The sequence below is a fragment of the Streptococcus sp. CF10-1 genome (genome assembly GCF_024295825.1).
In the GTDB taxonomy this organism is placed as follows: domain Bacteria; phylum Bacillota; class Bacilli; order Lactobacillales; family Streptococcaceae; genus Streptococcus.
The window spans coordinates 157,244-172,814 of record NZ_JANCPQ010000005.1; the positions used below are offsets into that span (position 1 = coordinate 157,244).

Below are 15,571 nucleotides of genomic sequence, written 5' to 3' on the forward strand. Positions count from 1 at the left end.
TTAAAAAAGGAGCCTAGAGCTCCTTTTTGTTACTTATTATTTCTATTTCTTTCTTTATGTCGCTCATAAGCCTTAAGCTGACGTTGTAGCTCCTGTTTAATGGCAGGTTCTGGAGCATATTTTTCTTCCCAGTCGTCCGGTTTTAAAATCTTGTGCGTAACTGGGTCAAAATGAGCTTTTCCATCAGGGAAAACCTTCCCCATATTTGCTTCGTGGACAATATCAAAAATGCGTTCTGGATCCACTCCCATCAAAACAAAACTGCCGTACGTGAAATACAGTGTGTCGATCAAAGCATCCACTTGACCGACCAGATTTTGCTTCGCAGGTGTCTTTTTCGCCACTTTCTCTGCCGCCTTATCAAGTGCCTCATGCATGCTTGCAAGGGAGTTTTGGAATTCTTCCTCTGAAGAACTTGCTGCGCGAACAAACTCTACTAATTCTTCAATTTTAAAATCTGCGCGGTGGGTTGCACCTTCAGCATCCCATGCCTGTGGCTCTTCTTGAGTTCGTTCATCCATCATGTGGTGGAAGGTCTTGACTTTATTAAAGTGGTAGTCCCGACTGACAAACACTTTTTCTGAAGCTAAAACGCCAAAGTGCTCAAGCGCCTTGTGTATGCCATCTTGTTGATTGCTTGCTGTGATATGCTTGGCAACTTCTTTGGCACTGCTACTGCCATTTCCCATAGCGACTGACATACCGACACCTGCCAACATTTCCAGGTCGTTATCTGAATCACCAAAGGCCATGACTTGATTGAGATCAAAGCCATATTCTTTCCCAACTCGGCGAATGCCTTCTAGTTTAGAATTTCCTTGGTTAATGATATCTGCGGCAAAAGGATTGCTTCGAGTCAATTTCAAATCTTCAAAATCAGCTGCTGCTTTCTCAGATTCCTCTGGCGTCATCAGCATCAAAACTTGATAAATGGGTTGGTTAATTAAGTTAAGCAAGTCGTCTTCCTTTTGAGGAACTGCCTTGCTGACCATCCGATTAAAGGAACGGCTAACAGTTCTTGTCAGAACAGTCGGAATAAAACGACTAACCAGTTGAGAAAAGGAGCCGAGACCAAATGACATAATTTTCGAACCAACAACGGCATGCTCGGTTCCAAGGGCGATTTCTTTACGCTCCTTTTTAGCGTAAGCAATCAGTTGACGCAGGCTTGACTTAGCGATTGGGCTTGCAAAGAGTACCTTTTCTTTATTAAAAATGTATTGGCCATTGTAGGTCACCGCAAAGTCTAGGTCTAAGTCTTCCATCAATTCCTTGACAAAAAACGGCCCTCGTCCTGTCGCTACTCCAACAAGTACCCCTTGCTCTTTAACAATCTTAATCGCGTCCTTAGTGGATTTCAAAACACTCTTGCGATCGTTGACTAGCGTTCCATCGATATCAAAAAAAACAGCCTTGACTTCCATCCTATCCCATTCTCCCCTTTTGTGTTACAATGATTATACCACATTTCAGAAAGAGTGACTAAATCATGCCTAAGAAAATCCTTGTTTTGCATACAGGTGGGACTATTTCCATGCAAGCAGACGCCACTGGTGCCGTTGTAACTAGTCAGGACAATCCCATGAACCATGTTTCCAATCCACTTGAAGGGATTGAGGTTCATGCCCTAGACTTTTTTAACCTGCCAAGCCCCCATATCAAACCCAAGCATATGCTTGCACTCTATCATAAAATCAAAGAGGAAGCTGATAACTACGATGGTGTTGTCATCACACACGGTACAGATACCTTAGAAGAAACAGCTTACTTCCTTGATACCATGAAAATTCCGCCCATCCCCATCGTTCTAACAGGGGCCATGCGTAGTTCTAATGAACTTGGTAGCGACGGTGTATATAACTATCTGAGCGCTCTGAGAGTTGCCAGCGATGATAAAGCAGCCGACAAGGGTGTACTGGTCGTCATGAACGACGAGATCCACGCAGCCAAGTATGTTACCAAAACTCATACGACCAACGTCAGCACCTTTCAAACCCCAACACATGGACCACTTGGCCTTATCATGAAGCAAGAAATCCTCTACTTTAAAACGGCTGAACCTCGTGTCCGGTTTGATCTCGAGCATATTCAAGGTCTAGTTCCCATCATCTCTGCCTATGCCGGTATGACAGACGAGCTGATTGATATGTTAGACTTGGAACAGCTGGATGGCTTAGTTATTCAGGCCTTCGGAGCAGGCAATGTTCCCAAAGAAACAGCTCAAAAGTTGGAAAATCTCCTGCAAAAAGGAATCCCAGTCGCCTTGGTCTCACGTTGTTTTAATGGCATTGCTGAACCTGTCTACGCCTACCAAGGTGGAGGGGTACAGTTGCAACGAGCTGGTGTTTTCTTTGTCAAAGAACTCAACGCTCAAAAAGCTCGCCTCAAATTATTAATCGCCCTTAATGCTGGACTAAAAGGACAGGCCTTAAAAGACTATATGGAAGGCTAATCCTCTTCTCTAGAACGCAAAATCAGGAAATCTTCACGATTCCCTAATTTTTTCTATTTACGTTTTCGTGTAGAGCGACGTTCTGTCAAACCATGAGGTAGGAGAACTTCACGTTCTTCCAACTCTTCCTTATGCATAATCTTAGTCAACATACGCATGCTGATAGCACCTAAGTCATAAAGAGGTTGGGCAATAGTCGTCAAGTTTGGACGAGTGAATCGTGCAATCTGAGAGTCATCTGTCGTGATGATTTCAAACTCTTCTGGCACAGACACACCGTGGTCAGCCAAACCATTCAACACACCCGCAGCCAATTCATCACCTGTTACAACTGCGGCTGTAGCTTGTGATGAAATCAAGCGTTCTGCCAAGGCATAGCCATCGTCATAGCTGTATTTTGATTCGAAGACCAAGCCCTCGCTATAAGAATGTCCAGCTTTTTTCAAGGCTTCCTTATAACCAATCAAACGAACCTTGCCATTGACATCATCGACGAGTGGTCCACTCACAAAAGCAATTTTCTCATTTTCTTTGAGAAGGTAGCTTACAGCATCAATCGTTGCTTGTTTGTAGTCGATATTGACACTTGGAAGTTGGTGTTCTACATCCACAGTACCAGCAAGAACAACCGGTGTCCGTGAACGAGAAAACTCTGAACGAATCTTTTCAGTCAAGTGATAGCCCATAAAGATAATCCCATCGACTTGTTTTGAAAAGAGAGTGTTAACTACTGAAACTTCCTTTTCATCATCCTCATCACTATTTGCAAGGACAATGTTATACTTGTACATTTCAGCAATGTCGTCAATTCCCTTAGCAAGTGTTGAGAAATAACCATTGGTAATGTTCGGAATCACAACTCCGACTGTCGTTGTTTTCTTGCTAGCTAAACCACGGGCTACCGCATTTGGACGATAGTCCAAGCGATCAATCACTTCTAGGACTTTTTTTCGAGTGTTCTCTTTAACATTCTTGTTGCCATTAACGACACGGCTAACTGTTGCCATCGAAACTCCTGCTTCACGGGCGACGTCATAAATCGTTACTGTATCATCTGTGTTCATTCCGTTTCCTTTCTATAATGAAAATTTCGCTTTCACGCATCTACTTACTCCATTTTATCACTTATTGTAAACACTTTCAAGTATTTTTTAGAGAAACTTTGAAAAAATTTCACAGTTTATTCCCATTTTGAAAAAGCAAGTAGGATTTCTTGATTTTTAAGACATTTTGCTGTATGATAAGGAAAATAAAAGGGGGAGGAAAACATGGCTTTTACAAATACACAGAGACGTTCCGCTAGTTTTGGTGTCGTGACCAGCTTGCCTGATGATGTCATTGACTCTTTATGGTATATTATCGATCATTTCCTGAAAAATGTCTTTGAACTAGAAGAAGAACTTGAGTTTCAACTGCTCAACAATAAGGGGACCATCACCTTCCATTTTTCTAGCCAGCACCTTCCGACTAGCATCGATTTTGATTTTAATCATCCTTTCGATCCGCTTTACCCGCCTAGGGTCCTTGTTTTAGACTTGGACGGCAGAGAAACCATCCTCCTTCCAGAAGAAAATGACCTATTTTAAAAAACTCTAGCTTTTCGGCACAAACTGCTGAGGAACTAGAGTTTTCTTTTTCTAATAAATAGATCGACTGACAACTAGACCGTTTGGTTTTGTATACTCTAAGTCAAGATAATCCTGATAAGTCCCTGGCACAATGAAACCTTGGGGACTCAATATATCAGTCCCAGCTTTTCCCACGATAGAGTCTGCCAGCAAAACACAATTGGTACTGAGAACAAAGTAGGTCTTAAACTCGGATGAGCTGAATTTATAGAGGGTCGCATCCGCTTCCTCTTTCAGTTGGTAGGAGTAGGTATGCTTGACCTCACCCTCTCTTCTTTTCATCAACTGCGAGCTTGGTTCCCAAGGAATTAACAGGTCTTCTATCTCTGCTAGGCGAGCTTGGATAGCTGTTTTCTGTTGGTCCGTCAAACTCAGACCATAAGCAAACAAGGTCTTCTGACTTTCCCTCTTGCAGAGTTCGATGTATTTTTCCCGATTAGCCTTAAACAAAACACCATCTCCAACCATACCGAATAAACGCTCCGAGCGGGGATCATAGGAACCATAGGAAATAACTGTCCCTTGATAACAAATATCCACATGTCCCATAGCAAGGAAGAAGGAGGTTTCTGAGGTATGGACAAAAATTTCCAGATCAACCGTCTGATCATTTTTTCTTTCTGAATGAACTTCCCCTTCTTGGCTTTCATGATTTGACAGCCACTCATTTAGTTTGCGCAAGGTGCTGATAGGAATCAGAGCCGTCACAAAGATCGGCAGAGTCATTCGCATACGTCGTTTCAGCTTGGGATTGTTTTCTATCCTTTCAAAAAAGAAACCGTCCCGGAGGCTACTGGCTCCTAGCATGAGCAAGTAAAATCCAAGCAAGAGCAATTCAAAATTCGCTGCATCGTGAAATGGAGAGATGCTATAAAGACCGAATCCTATCATCCATACAGCATCGAAGAGATGATGGAGCCGAGGATGAATAGCATTTTTTCGATAGAGAGACCAAGTCACAAGACTAATGATGCCCGTAAACAGCTGGTAGCTCGCAATGATAAAAACCAGGAGATAGAGGGCAAGGTCTTGCAAGATGATAGAGTCAAACACCAGAGCCGCAACCACCAGCTTGGCCAAGGTTACAAAAATGTTTTCCCGACGTTTTTTATCCTGAAACCAGCGAGTCAACAAGTGCCAAACTGCTGACAAGGAAAAGTAGCCCATCAGCAACTGATACCCCATTCGCGGAATAACTTGTCCAAAACGAATCAAGAGAAGCCCTAAAACAATAGCAAGTAGTCCCTCCCCAATACTCTTCCACTTACTATAGGTCTCGGAAAGCTTAGGCATTTCCTTGCTCCAACTGGTCAACCAAGTAACGAATTGGTTGCTTTAGGATCGGATGGATAAAATGGGGAGCTATTTCCACTAACGGCTCAAGAACAAAGAGGCGTTCTGCTATATAAGGATGAGGCAAGATGAGCTCGTCTGTGTAAATAATCTGGTCCTCCACAAAGAGTAGGTCCAAATCAATCAAACGAGGCCCCCAATGCACCTCTCGAACCCGTCCCATTTCTGACTCAATGGCTAATAATGTTTCTAACAAGACTGGTGCTGGTAGCCAGGTTTCTACTTCAATCACCTGATTGGCAAAGCTATCCTGTTCCACACCTCCCCAAGGCTCTGTCGCCAAGACACTGGACTCTTTGAGAATATGGATACCTTGAGCTCGTAGTTTGTCAATAGCTTGTTCCAAGTTTGCTTGCTTGTCCCCCATATTGCTTCCTAGAGCGATAAAGGCCCGCTGCTTACGACGGTGAATGGTCACCGAGCAGGTATCCAATGGCAAATGTACTGGTGCCCAAGGTTTTTTGAGTTCAAGTTCAATCTCTTGAACCAGAGGATAAGTCTCAAAGGTACGCTCTACTAGTTTGTAGGCTACCGTTTCAATCAAGTCCTCAATGGTTTCCTGAAACCAAATCGTCCACTGCTGACACAGTTCTCCGTAATGGACAGATGCTGTTAAATCCAAGTCTGTCGCCGCCTTGGTCATATCATAGGATAAGCTTGCGGAAATAACAAACTTCTGCCCCAATTCTTTCTCACTAGGGAAAAGACCATGATAGGCAAAAATTTCCAAATTTTTAATCTGCAGTTGATCCATAACTAGTCCTTTCTAGAAAAATCCGCATGAAGCGGATTCTTTTTATACTCAATGAAAATCAAAGTGCAAACTAGGAAGCTAGCCGCAGGCTGCTCAAAGCACTGCTTTGAGGTTGTAGATGGAAGCTGACGTGGTTTGAATTTGATTTTCGAAGAGTATTATAGTCCCATTAAACGATAAGCCTGGTCTCGGAGGTCCTTATCTGTTTCAAATAGACCACGAGCTACTGTCGTCAAGGTTGCCGTGCCTGGTTTTCTGACGCCACGCATGCTCATACACATATGCTCGGCCTCAATGACAACAAAGGCTCCCTTAGCACCCAGATAGCCCATCAAGGCATCGGCCACTTCAATATTCAATCGTTCTTGAATTTGTGGTTTTTTAGAATAAACTTCAACCGTACGGGCTAGCTTAGACAGGCCTGCCACACGACCATCTGGAATGTAGGCAATGTGAGCTTTCCCATAAAAGGGCAGAAAGTGGTGTTCACACATGGTGTGGAAAAAAATATCCTTTTCCACTACCATATTGTCATCAATAATCTCAAAAGATTTTGATAAATGTTCCTCAGCAGTCTGGCCAAGACCTGAAAAAATCTCTTGATACATACGGGCTACGCGAGCAGGTGTTTCCTGCAAGCCCTCGCGGTTAGCATCCTCACCGACAGCCTCAATAATCATTTTTACAGCCGTTTCAATCTTTTGTGTATCCATTCTCGTTCTTCCTCTCCATCAGATAGGCTCTCACTTGGCTCAAGAAATACAAGGAACCTGTGACAATCCTAACTGTTTGTTTCTCTTCTTTTTTATCTGTCAATTTCTGCTCTAGAAAATCCTGCCAACTTTGGTAATTGAGATTTCTAGACTTGGCTGTCTCTTTCAGCACGCTTTCATCAGTCGCCCGACTATCATCAAAATGGGTTAAAGTCAGTTGACTATCTGGCACCGTTTCTAGCAAATCCAGCATATCCTCCAAGGCCTTGGTTTTGATGCAGGTAAAGAGGATTTCCTTATGATAATCCGCAAACCGTTCTCGCAAGGTTGCCAACAAAGCCTTTATCGCATGAGGATTGTGGGCCCCATCCAAGAGCAGCAAGGGGTCACTAGACACGACCTCCAAACGCCCTGGCCATCTGGTTTCTTTCAAAGCTTGAGCAACCAAGTCATTACTTGCTAACTCCCGCCCAGTCTCCTTGCAATAAGTGTCTAGGAGCGCAAGCGCCATCCCCGCATTCTCTATCTGATGCAAACCAATAAGACCAGTCTGGAAACGACCTTGTCTGACAGAACTTGTATAATCAAAGATTTCACCCGTCACCACACTCTTTTGATGACTGACTTGATAATCTCTCTCATATCTTATTCTGGACGCATTTTTATCTTCTGCAATATTGTCAATCACAGTCAAGGCTTCTGGAACAATATGACCTGTTACCAAGGAAATACCTTGTTTGATAATACCTGCCTTCTGCTCTGCTATGGCTTCCAAGGTGTCACCAAGTAGGGCTACATGGTCCAGTCCAATGGTCGTAATTCCTGTTAAAATTGGCTGGCAAACATTAGTACTATCCAAAAGACCACCCATGCCGACTTCCATGATAGCCACATCTACTTGCTCTGAGGCAAAGTAATCATAAGCTAGAGCTGTGATAATCTCAAATTCGGTTGTCCCCTGCAAATTGGTAGCAGATTCCCCCTCAAGCAAAGACTGATAGTCTGCCATGAGGGCTTCTAGCCTAGCCTCGGGAATGGATTCCCCATTAATGCTAATCTGATCCGTATAATGAATGAGATAGGGCGAGTTGAACACCCCAACTCTCAGCCCTAGGTTTTCCAGCATCTTTTTCAAAAAAGCAATGGTAGACCCCTTGCCGTTGGTCCCTCCGATATGGATGACCTTGAGTTTGAGATGGGGATTGCCTCGCAGAGCTAGGAGTTCTACCATGCGTTCCAAGCCAAAATGCGGTTGGTCCGTCCGGTAGTGGGCAATCCACTGATTGTTTTCAATTTCGTTCATCTTACTTATATTGTTTTAAATCTAGATTTTCTGCATCATCTGCCAAACGGATAGCAGAGGCAATTTCAACCGCCATCCTGTGACTGGCAACATCATGCACGCGCACCACTTCCACACCCTGTCTCACAGCGATACTGGTTACATGAGCAGAAGCTGTGTCTCGATTGCGGAAACCAAGTTCGGTCCCAGGATTAACTTCAAAGCCATTTTCTTCTAGGATATTGATGACAAATCGCTTACGCGAAACTCCAAGAAAGATTGGATAGCCTTTCTGATGGAGTTTATCCAAGTCCCGTAAAAGAAGGAGATTTTCTTTCTTGGTCAGACCAAAGCCAATTCCTGGATCCAGCAGGATATTTTCTCTTGCTATCCCAGCTTGATTCGCTCTCGCTAGAGCTCGTTCAAAGAAAGCTTTCATCAAGTCTTCGATCGGCATTTTTTCAAAGTCAGCTAACTCTTTCTCTGTAAAAGCTTGTCCAAAACCAAAATGAGGAAATATGAGCGAACTAGGATGCTGAGGTCGAGCCATAACTGGATTAAACATGATAACCACTTTCGCTCCAGCCTTAGCAACCACATCCGCCATTTTCTCATCTCCCATGAGACCAGTGATATCATTGACCAAATTGGCACCAACTTTCAAAGCAGTCTCTGCCACCTGACTTTTCCAAGTATCGATGGAAATGAGAACATCACTTTCCTCACGGATAGCTTTAATCACTGGAACAACACGCTGGATTTCCTCTTCTATCCCAACATAGCTACAGCTACTGCCCGGCCGAGTTGATTCTCCACCGATATCTAGCATGCTCGATCCTTCTGCTATCAATTTACGAGCCTGCTGGAGTGCCTGCTCAAGAGCAAAAAACTGACCACCATCTGAAAAGGAATCTGGCGTCACATTGATAATTCCACAAATGGCTGTTTTTTCGCGGTTGACTTTATTGGACATAACGGTTACTCCCTTAAGGTTCTCTACCATATTATCTCTCTATTTTACCATAAAAAGAAAAAAGATGGACACGTTAGTATTCATCTTTTCCAAGTAAGCCAATGGTTTAGAATGATAGACCTAGATTTCTACTAATCAATACCAATAAGGCCAACAAACAAAATGCAATACCATTGAGAATCATATGAAGCAAAATGGACATCTCCAAACGCTCAGTCTTATAGGCTGTCCAAGTCAAAACCGTTGACATTCCTCCATAAATAATCACAGAAGGTAGATTGGTTGGCATATGGAGCAAGGCAAAGACGATTGCACCAACAACAAAGCCAAGTTTTTCTTTTCCACGGAAGATCTTTTTTGGAATAATCCCACGACACAAAATTTCTTCACAAATCGGCGCAATCAAGACTAATAGGAAGAAAGTTGAAATCAAAGAACTATTCTGAACCAAACCATTCAGTATTGATTGGTTACTGGTTGTTACCTCATTTGTTAGTCGAAGCAGGAGTGAACCCAAGAGATTTGTCGCAAAAATCACCAGATAACTCAACACCAAGCGAGCCAAGTCTTTTGCCTTAAAAAAGGATAGATTAAAAGTAGCAAGTTGTGTTTTTCGTGCACCAATAATGAATACAATCAAAACGACTATGGATAAAGCACCTACTAAGAGCCCTGACTGTAAAATCGGAAACTGTTTGTTTGCTAAAAACAAAGAAAGTCCTATGGGAAATTGAGATAGAACAAAAGCTACCAAAAGGATGAGCACCCATTTCCCTCTGTTCAAAACCTCTTGCCAAATCGTCTTATCTTTCATGATGTACCTCCTTATAATTAAAAAGGGGAGACTCCCCTTTTTCTATTATACCATTTATAGCGCCATACTGATATAGTTAAGGATAAACAAGGCATCCAAAATCCAAATCATCACGTGCACATCCTTGGCTTGACCTTTGACAACTTTTGTCAAGGTATATGTCAAGAAACCAACAGCAATCCCTTGTGTGATAGAGTAGCTGAATCCCATAAAGATTGATGTGAAGAAGGCAGGAACCGCTTCAGCCATATCATCCCAAGGGATATTTTTCAAGTTAGAAAGCATCATGATTCCGACGATGATCAAAATTGGTGCTGTTGCAGCTGTAGGAACAATCGCTAGAAGTGGGCTAAAGAAGCTAGATAGAGCAAAACAGATCGCAACCACTAGGGCTGTCAAACCAGTACGTCCACCAGCACCGATACCCGCCGCAGACTCAACATAAGTCGTAACGTTTGAAGTACCTGCAATGGCACCTACCGAAGTTGCTACCAAATCAGAGTATAGAGCCTTGTCCAATTTAGCGGACTCGTGGTTTTCTCCACTTGTCGCAACGATACCAACTTTTTCACCAGTACCGATAAGAGTACCAATTGTATCAAAAATATCCGTTAGTGAGAAGGCAAGAATAGCCATCAAGGTTTCTGGTAAACGTGAAGTGTTTGAAATCAAAGATCCTAAACCTTCTGAACCCAGAGCAGCACCAAACAAAGTTCCTAGATCATTAACTGCTGATGAAAGATTGTTACTAGCAAAGTCAATCCCTGACAAATTCACAACATTAACAGCAATGGCAAGGACAGTCGTTGTTAAAATAGAAAGAATGATTCCACCTTTGATGCCTTTAACAACAAAGAAGATGGTAATAGCCAGACCTGCAAGAGCCACCAATACTGCTGGAGTATTGAAGTCTACCAAGCCTGGAACAGCTGCTGAGTTTGCAGTAAGTGCAGCTTGAGCCTTATCTGCTCCTTCACCTGCTACCGTATAAGTACCTGGATCGATTGAGAATTTCAAGAGACCAGCATTCTTAATCCCAACATAGGCAAGGAAAACACCAATACCAGCCGAAATAGCTGAACGAAGTGTTGTAGGAATAGATTCGATGATCATTTTACGAACATTTGTCAAGGTAATAATCAGTGAAATAATTCCACAAATGAAGACCATACCAAGAGCTTCTTTCCAAGTATAGCCCATCCCAAATACAACTGTAAATGTGAAGAAGGCATTTAGTCCCATACCTGGTGCTTGTGCGTATGGCAAATTAGCATAGAAAGCCATCATCAAAGTACCGACTACAGAACCGATAATCGTTGCCAAGAACACACCTTGAACAGGCATACCCGTTTGGGAAAGCATTTGAGGGTTTACAAAGAGAATATAACTCATTGCAAAGAATGTTGTTAAACCAGCAAGCACCTCTGTACGGACATCTGTCCCGTGCTCTTTTAGTTTAAATAGTTTGTCCATCTTTAATCTCCTTTTGTTTTTTACGAACAATATCAGTATTATATCATTTATCATTCACCTTTTCAATATGTTTGTTTGATTTATTTAATAAATCAAAGCAACTCTAGTTTTTGTTCTTATCTGCTTTTCTTCCTTCTTTTTGATATAATAGTAGACATCTTATCTGGAAACGACTAGGAAGGTTTATATGACTAAAAAAATTATCGCAGTCGATTTGGACGGAACCCTGCTGAATAGTGAAAGCAAGCTCTCCGATTTCACCAAAGAGACGATCAAAAAAATTTCAGAAAAAGGACACCATGTCATCATCACTACAGGTCGTCCGTATCGTATGGCAAAAGACTTCTATCGTGAGCTAGAATTGCATACTCCCATGATTAACTTTAATGGTTCCCTTACACATCTACCAGGACAGGCTTGGGAGCATGAAAAGTGCTTGACCTTGGACAAAAAATACCTCCTAGACATGGTCAAGCGCACGGAGGACATCCAGGCTGATTTTATTGCAGGAGAATATCGAAAAAAATTCTATATCACGACACCGAATGAAGAAATTGCAGACCCTAAACTATTTGGCGTAGAGAACTTCCGGCCAGAAAATCAATTCAAGCCTGAACTGGTGACCAAGGACCCCAACTGCATCCTCTTGCAAACAAGAGCTGAGGATAAATACGCTCTAGCAGACGAGATGAATCGTTTTTATCAACACCAACTATCCATCAATACTTGGGGAGGCCCCCTCAACATCCTCGAGTGTACTCCCAAGGGTGTAAACAAGGCCTTTGCTCTAGAGTACTTGCTCAATGTGATGAATCGTGATAAAAAAGACTTAATCGCCTTTGGTGATGAGCATAATGACACTGAAATGTTGGCATTTGCAGGCAAGGGATATGCTATGAAAAACGCCAATCCGGACTTGCTTCCCTATGCAGACGAACAACTTCCTCTGACCAACGAAGAAGATGGAGTTGCCCACGCTTTACAAACTTTATTCCTATAAAAAGGAAGATTGCTATCCTGCAATCTTTCCTTTTTATTTTCATTCTATTTTCATAAAAGTCACTCATTTTCAGTATTTTTATATTAAATTTTCTATTGCTATTTTCATATATTTCTTGAAATTATTTATATATTAACATTTTGTAAGCCTATTTTCATTGAAAACTTTTACAATTTTCGAAAAAGTAGTTGATTTTTATATGAAAACGATTTATACTAGGTACGTCTGAGGTTTTTTAGGAAACCTATAAGTCAAACATTTTAAAAGGAGGAATGACAATAATGAGTATCGGAATCATTATTGCGAGCCACGGCGAATTTGCTGCGGGTATTCATCAGTCAGGATCTATGATCTTTGGTGAACAAGAAAAGGTTCAAGTTGTAACCTTTATGCCAAATGAAGGTCCAGATGATCTTTACGCTAAATTCAACAACGCTGTGGCTGCATTTGACGCAGAAGATGAGGTTCTAGTATTGGCTGACCTTTGGAGTGGATCTCCATTCAACCAAGCTAGCCGCGTGATGGGAGAAAATCCTGAGCGTAAGTTTGCCATCATCACAGGGCTTAACTTGCCGATGTTGATCCAAGCCTACACTGAGCGCCTTATGGACGCTACTGCAGGTGTGGATAAAGTCGCTGCGAATATCATTAAAGAAGCCAAAGATGGCATCAAAGCTCTTCCAGAAGAGCTTAACCCAGTTGAGGAAGGGGCTAGTGCTGCGGCTGCTCCAGTTGCCCAAGCTGCTATTCCAGAAGGAACTGTTATCGGAGACGGTAAATTGAAAATCAATCTTGCCCGTCTTGACACACGTCTTCTTCACGGACAAGTCGCAACTGCTTGGACACCAGATTCAAAAGCAGACCGTATCATCGTTGCTTCAGATAACGTTGCAAACGACGAATTACGTAAAGAATTGATCAAACAAGCAGCTCCTAACGGAGTAAAAGCGAACGTTGTACCAATCAAAAAATTGATTGAAGTTGCAAAAGATCCTCGTTTTGGTAACACACATGCTCTTATCTTGTTTGAAACACCTCAAGATGCCCTTCGTGCCATCGAAGGTGGCGTACCAATCAAGACCCTTAACGTTGGTTCTATGGCTCACTCAACAGGTAAAACAATGATTAACAACGTTTTGTCTATGGACAAAGAAGACGTTGCAACCTTTGAAAAAATGCGTGACCTCGGTGTTGAATTTGATGTACGTAAAGTACCAAACGACACGAAAAAAGATTTGTTTGACTTGATTAAGAAAGCAAACGTCCAATAATTTTAATCTGTTTTATCATTTTTGAAAACAGGATTAAGTACTTTATTAAAACTAAATAGAAAAGGAATAAAACCATGTCAGATATTTCAATCATTTCTGCTATCTTGGTTGTAGTTGTTGCCTTCCTTGCAGGTCTTGAAGGTATCCTCGACCAATTCCAATTCCATCAACCAATCGTCGCATGTACCCTTATCGGACTTGTAACAGGTAACCTCGAAGCAGGTGTTATGCTTGGTGGATCTCTTCAAATGATCGCCCTTGGTTGGGCTAACATCGGAGCTGCCGTAGCTCCTGACGCTGCTCTTGCATCTGTTGCCGCAGCGATCATCTTGATCAAAGGTGGTAACTTTACTACTGAAGGTATCGCCGTCGCAACAGCCACAGCTATCCCTCTTGCTGTAGCTGGACTTTTCTTGACAATGATTGTTCGTACAATCTCAGTTGCCTTGGTTCACTCAGCTGACGCAGCTGCAAAAGAAGGAAACATTGCGGCTGTTGAACGCGCTCACTACTTTGCCCTTGTTCTTCAAGGTCTTCGTATCGCTATCCCTGCAGCCTTCCTTATCGCTATCCCTGCTTCTGCTGTTCAAGACGCTCTTGGCCTAATGCCAGAATGGTTGAATGGTGGTATGGCTGTCGGTGGTGCTATGGTCGTTGCCGTTGGTTACGCTATGGTTATCAACATGATGGCAACTCGTGAAGTATGGCCATTCTTCGCTATCGGTTTTGCTCTTGCAGCAATCTCTCAATTGACTTTGATTGCCCTTGGTGTCATCGGTGTTGCCCTTGCCTTCATCTACCTTAACCTTACAAAACAAGGTGGTAACGGTGGCGGCGGAGCTGCGACTTCTAACGACCCAATCGGTGATATCCTAGAAGACTACTAGAAAGGGGAACAATCATGGCTGAAAAAATTCAATTATCAAAATCAGATCGTCAAAAAGTTTGGTGGCGTTCACAATTCCTTCAAGGTTCTTGGAACTACGAACGTATGCAAAACTTGGGTTGGGCTTACTCTTTGATCCCAGCTATCAAAAAATTGTACACTAAAAAAGAAGACCAAGCGGCTGCTCTTGAGCGTCACCTTGAGTTCTTCAACACTCACCCATACGTCGCTGCTCCAATCATGGGGGTTACTCTTGCACTTGAAGAAGAGCGCGCTAACGGTGTTGAAATCGACGACGCGGCTATCCAAGGGGTTAAAATCGGTATGATGGGACCTCTTGCTGGTATCGGTGACCCAGTATTCTGGTTTACAGTTCGTCCTATCCTTGGAGCCCTTGGTGCATCACTTGCTGCATCTGGTAACATTGTTGGTCCCCTTCTCTTCTTCTTTGGATGGAATGCTATCCGTATGGCCTTCCTATGGTATACACAAGAGTTCGGTTACAAAGCTGGATCTGAAATCACTAAAGACATGTCTGGTGGTATCTTAAAAGACATCACCAAAGGAGCATCTATCCTTGGTATGTTCATCCTTGCCGTTCTTGTACAGCGTTGGGTATCTATCAACTTTACTGTGAACCTTCCAGGTAAACAATTGGCTGAAGGTGCTTATATCAACTTCCCAGAAGGCGCTGTAACAGGTGGAGAATTGAAGGGAATCCTTGGTCAGGCTCTTAGTGGTTTGAGCTTGGATAGCGTTCAACCACAAACACTTCAAGGTCAGTTGAACTCATTGATTCCAGGATTGATGGGACTTCTCCTTACTTTCCTCTGCATGTGGTTGCTTAAGAAAAAAGTATCACCAATCGCAATCATCCTTGCTCTCTTTGCAGTAGGTATTGCAGCTCGTTTCTTCGGTATCATGTAAACCATCGAGAATATAAATAAAAAAGAATCAGGATTAAGTCTTGAT

Annotated in this window: 15 protein-coding genes; 6 read left to right on the forward strand and 9 right to left on the reverse strand. The window is 42.6% G+C overall.

The window, feature by feature from the left end:
- Positions 1 to 29: 29 nt before the first annotated feature.
- Positions 30 to 1,424: a Cof-type HAD-IIB family hydrolase gene (locus NMM25_RS07865; RefSeq protein ID WP_254736484.1), complete on the reverse strand. Its 1,395-nt coding sequence runs from the start codon at positions 1,422 to 1,424 to the stop codon at positions 30 to 32.
- 65 nt (positions 1,425 to 1,489) lie between these two features.
- Here NMM25_RS07865 and NMM25_RS07870 point away from each other — a divergent pair, with 65 nt between their 5' ends.
- Positions 1,490 to 2,452 (forward strand): asparaginase, encoded by a 963-nt coding sequence (locus tag NMM25_RS07870; RefSeq protein ID WP_007519608.1) that lies wholly within the window; start codon positions 1,490 to 1,492, stop codon positions 2,450 to 2,452.
- Between the two features lie 53 nt (positions 2,453 to 2,505).
- Here the strand turns inward: NMM25_RS07870 and ccpA are convergent, their stop codons facing one another.
- The gene (ccpA, locus tag NMM25_RS07875; RefSeq protein ID WP_254736485.1) at positions 2,506 to 3,516 is read right to left on the reverse strand and encodes a catabolite control protein A; all 1,011 of its coding nucleotides are present in this window, start codon (positions 3,514 to 3,516) and stop codon (positions 2,506 to 2,508) included.
- 204 nt (positions 3,517 to 3,720) lie between these two features.
- Between ccpA and NMM25_RS07880 the strand changes: the two genes are divergently transcribed.
- Positions 3,721 to 4,038 carry a DUF960 domain-containing protein gene (locus tag NMM25_RS07880; protein WP_000886045.1) on the forward strand — a complete coding sequence of 106 codons (318 nt, stop codon included), beginning with the start codon at positions 3,721 to 3,723 and terminating at the stop codon, positions 4,036 to 4,038.
- 51 nt (positions 4,039 to 4,089) lie between these two features.
- Here NMM25_RS07880 and NMM25_RS07885 read toward each other — a convergent pair whose 3' ends face one another.
- From NMM25_RS07885 to NMM25_RS07915, 7 genes are all read right to left on the reverse strand, one after another.
- The gene (locus NMM25_RS07885) at positions 4,090 to 5,373 is read right to left on the reverse strand and encodes a DUF308 domain-containing protein (RefSeq protein ID WP_254736486.1); all 1,284 of its coding nucleotides are present in this window, start codon (positions 5,371 to 5,373) and stop codon (positions 4,090 to 4,092) included.
- The gene (folK, locus tag NMM25_RS07890; RefSeq protein WP_254736487.1) at positions 5,366 to 6,187 is read right to left on the reverse strand and encodes a 2-amino-4-hydroxy-6-hydroxymethyldihydropteridine diphosphokinase; all 822 of its coding nucleotides are present in this window, start codon (positions 6,185 to 6,187) and stop codon (positions 5,366 to 5,368) included. Before folK ends, NMM25_RS07885 begins: the two co-directional genes overlap by 8 nt.
- 158 nt (positions 6,188 to 6,345) lie before the next feature.
- Positions 6,346 to 6,900: a GTP cyclohydrolase I FolE gene (folE, locus tag NMM25_RS07895; protein ID WP_254736488.1), complete on the reverse strand. Its 555-nt coding sequence runs from the start codon at positions 6,898 to 6,900 to the stop codon at positions 6,346 to 6,348.
- Positions 6,881 to 8,203: a folylpolyglutamate synthase/dihydrofolate synthase family protein gene (locus NMM25_RS07900; protein WP_254736489.1), complete on the reverse strand. Its 1,323-nt coding sequence runs from the start codon at positions 8,201 to 8,203 to the stop codon at positions 6,881 to 6,883. The genes folE and NMM25_RS07900 overlap by 20 nt, the downstream gene beginning before the upstream one ends.
- Before the next feature lies 1 nt (position 8,204).
- Positions 8,205 to 9,185 carry a dihydropteroate synthase gene (folP, locus tag NMM25_RS07905; RefSeq protein ID WP_254736490.1) on the reverse strand — a complete coding sequence of 327 codons (981 nt, stop codon included), beginning with the start codon at positions 9,183 to 9,185 and terminating at the stop codon, positions 8,205 to 8,207.
- A gap of 76 nt (positions 9,186 to 9,261) precedes the next feature.
- Positions 9,262 to 9,969, reverse strand: coding sequence for a CPBP family intramembrane glutamic endopeptidase (locus NMM25_RS07910; protein ID WP_061421626.1), 708 nt, complete (start codon positions 9,967 to 9,969; stop codon positions 9,262 to 9,264).
- Positions 9,970 to 10,023: 54 nt separating this feature from the next.
- Positions 10,024 to 11,442 (reverse strand): NCS2 family permease, encoded by a 1,419-nt coding sequence (locus tag NMM25_RS07915; RefSeq protein ID WP_000359249.1) that lies wholly within the window; start codon positions 11,440 to 11,442, stop codon positions 10,024 to 10,026.
- Positions 11,443 to 11,629: 187 nt separating this feature from the next.
- Between NMM25_RS07915 and NMM25_RS07920 the strand changes: the two genes are divergently transcribed.
- From NMM25_RS07920 to NMM25_RS07935, 4 genes are all read left to right on the forward strand, one after another.
- Positions 11,630 to 12,442: a Cof-type HAD-IIB family hydrolase gene (locus NMM25_RS07920; protein WP_254736491.1), complete on the forward strand. Its 813-nt coding sequence runs from the start codon at positions 11,630 to 11,632 to the stop codon at positions 12,440 to 12,442.
- A 281-nt stretch (positions 12,443 to 12,723) separates the two neighbouring features.
- Positions 12,724 to 13,713, forward strand: a complete 990-nt coding sequence (locus tag NMM25_RS07925; protein ID WP_084920286.1) for a PTS sugar transporter subunit IIB — start codon at positions 12,724 to 12,726, stop codon at positions 13,711 to 13,713.
- A gap of 74 nt (positions 13,714 to 13,787) precedes the next feature.
- Positions 13,788 to 14,600 (forward strand): PTS mannose/fructose/sorbose transporter subunit IIC, encoded by an 813-nt coding sequence (locus tag NMM25_RS07930; RefSeq protein WP_001280326.1) that lies wholly within the window; start codon positions 13,788 to 13,790, stop codon positions 14,598 to 14,600.
- A gap of 14 nt (positions 14,601 to 14,614) precedes the next feature.
- Positions 14,615 to 15,526, forward strand: coding sequence for a PTS system mannose/fructose/sorbose family transporter subunit IID (locus NMM25_RS07935; protein ID WP_000818316.1), 912 nt, complete (start codon positions 14,615 to 14,617; stop codon positions 15,524 to 15,526).
- Positions 15,527 to 15,571 lie beyond the last annotated feature (45 nt).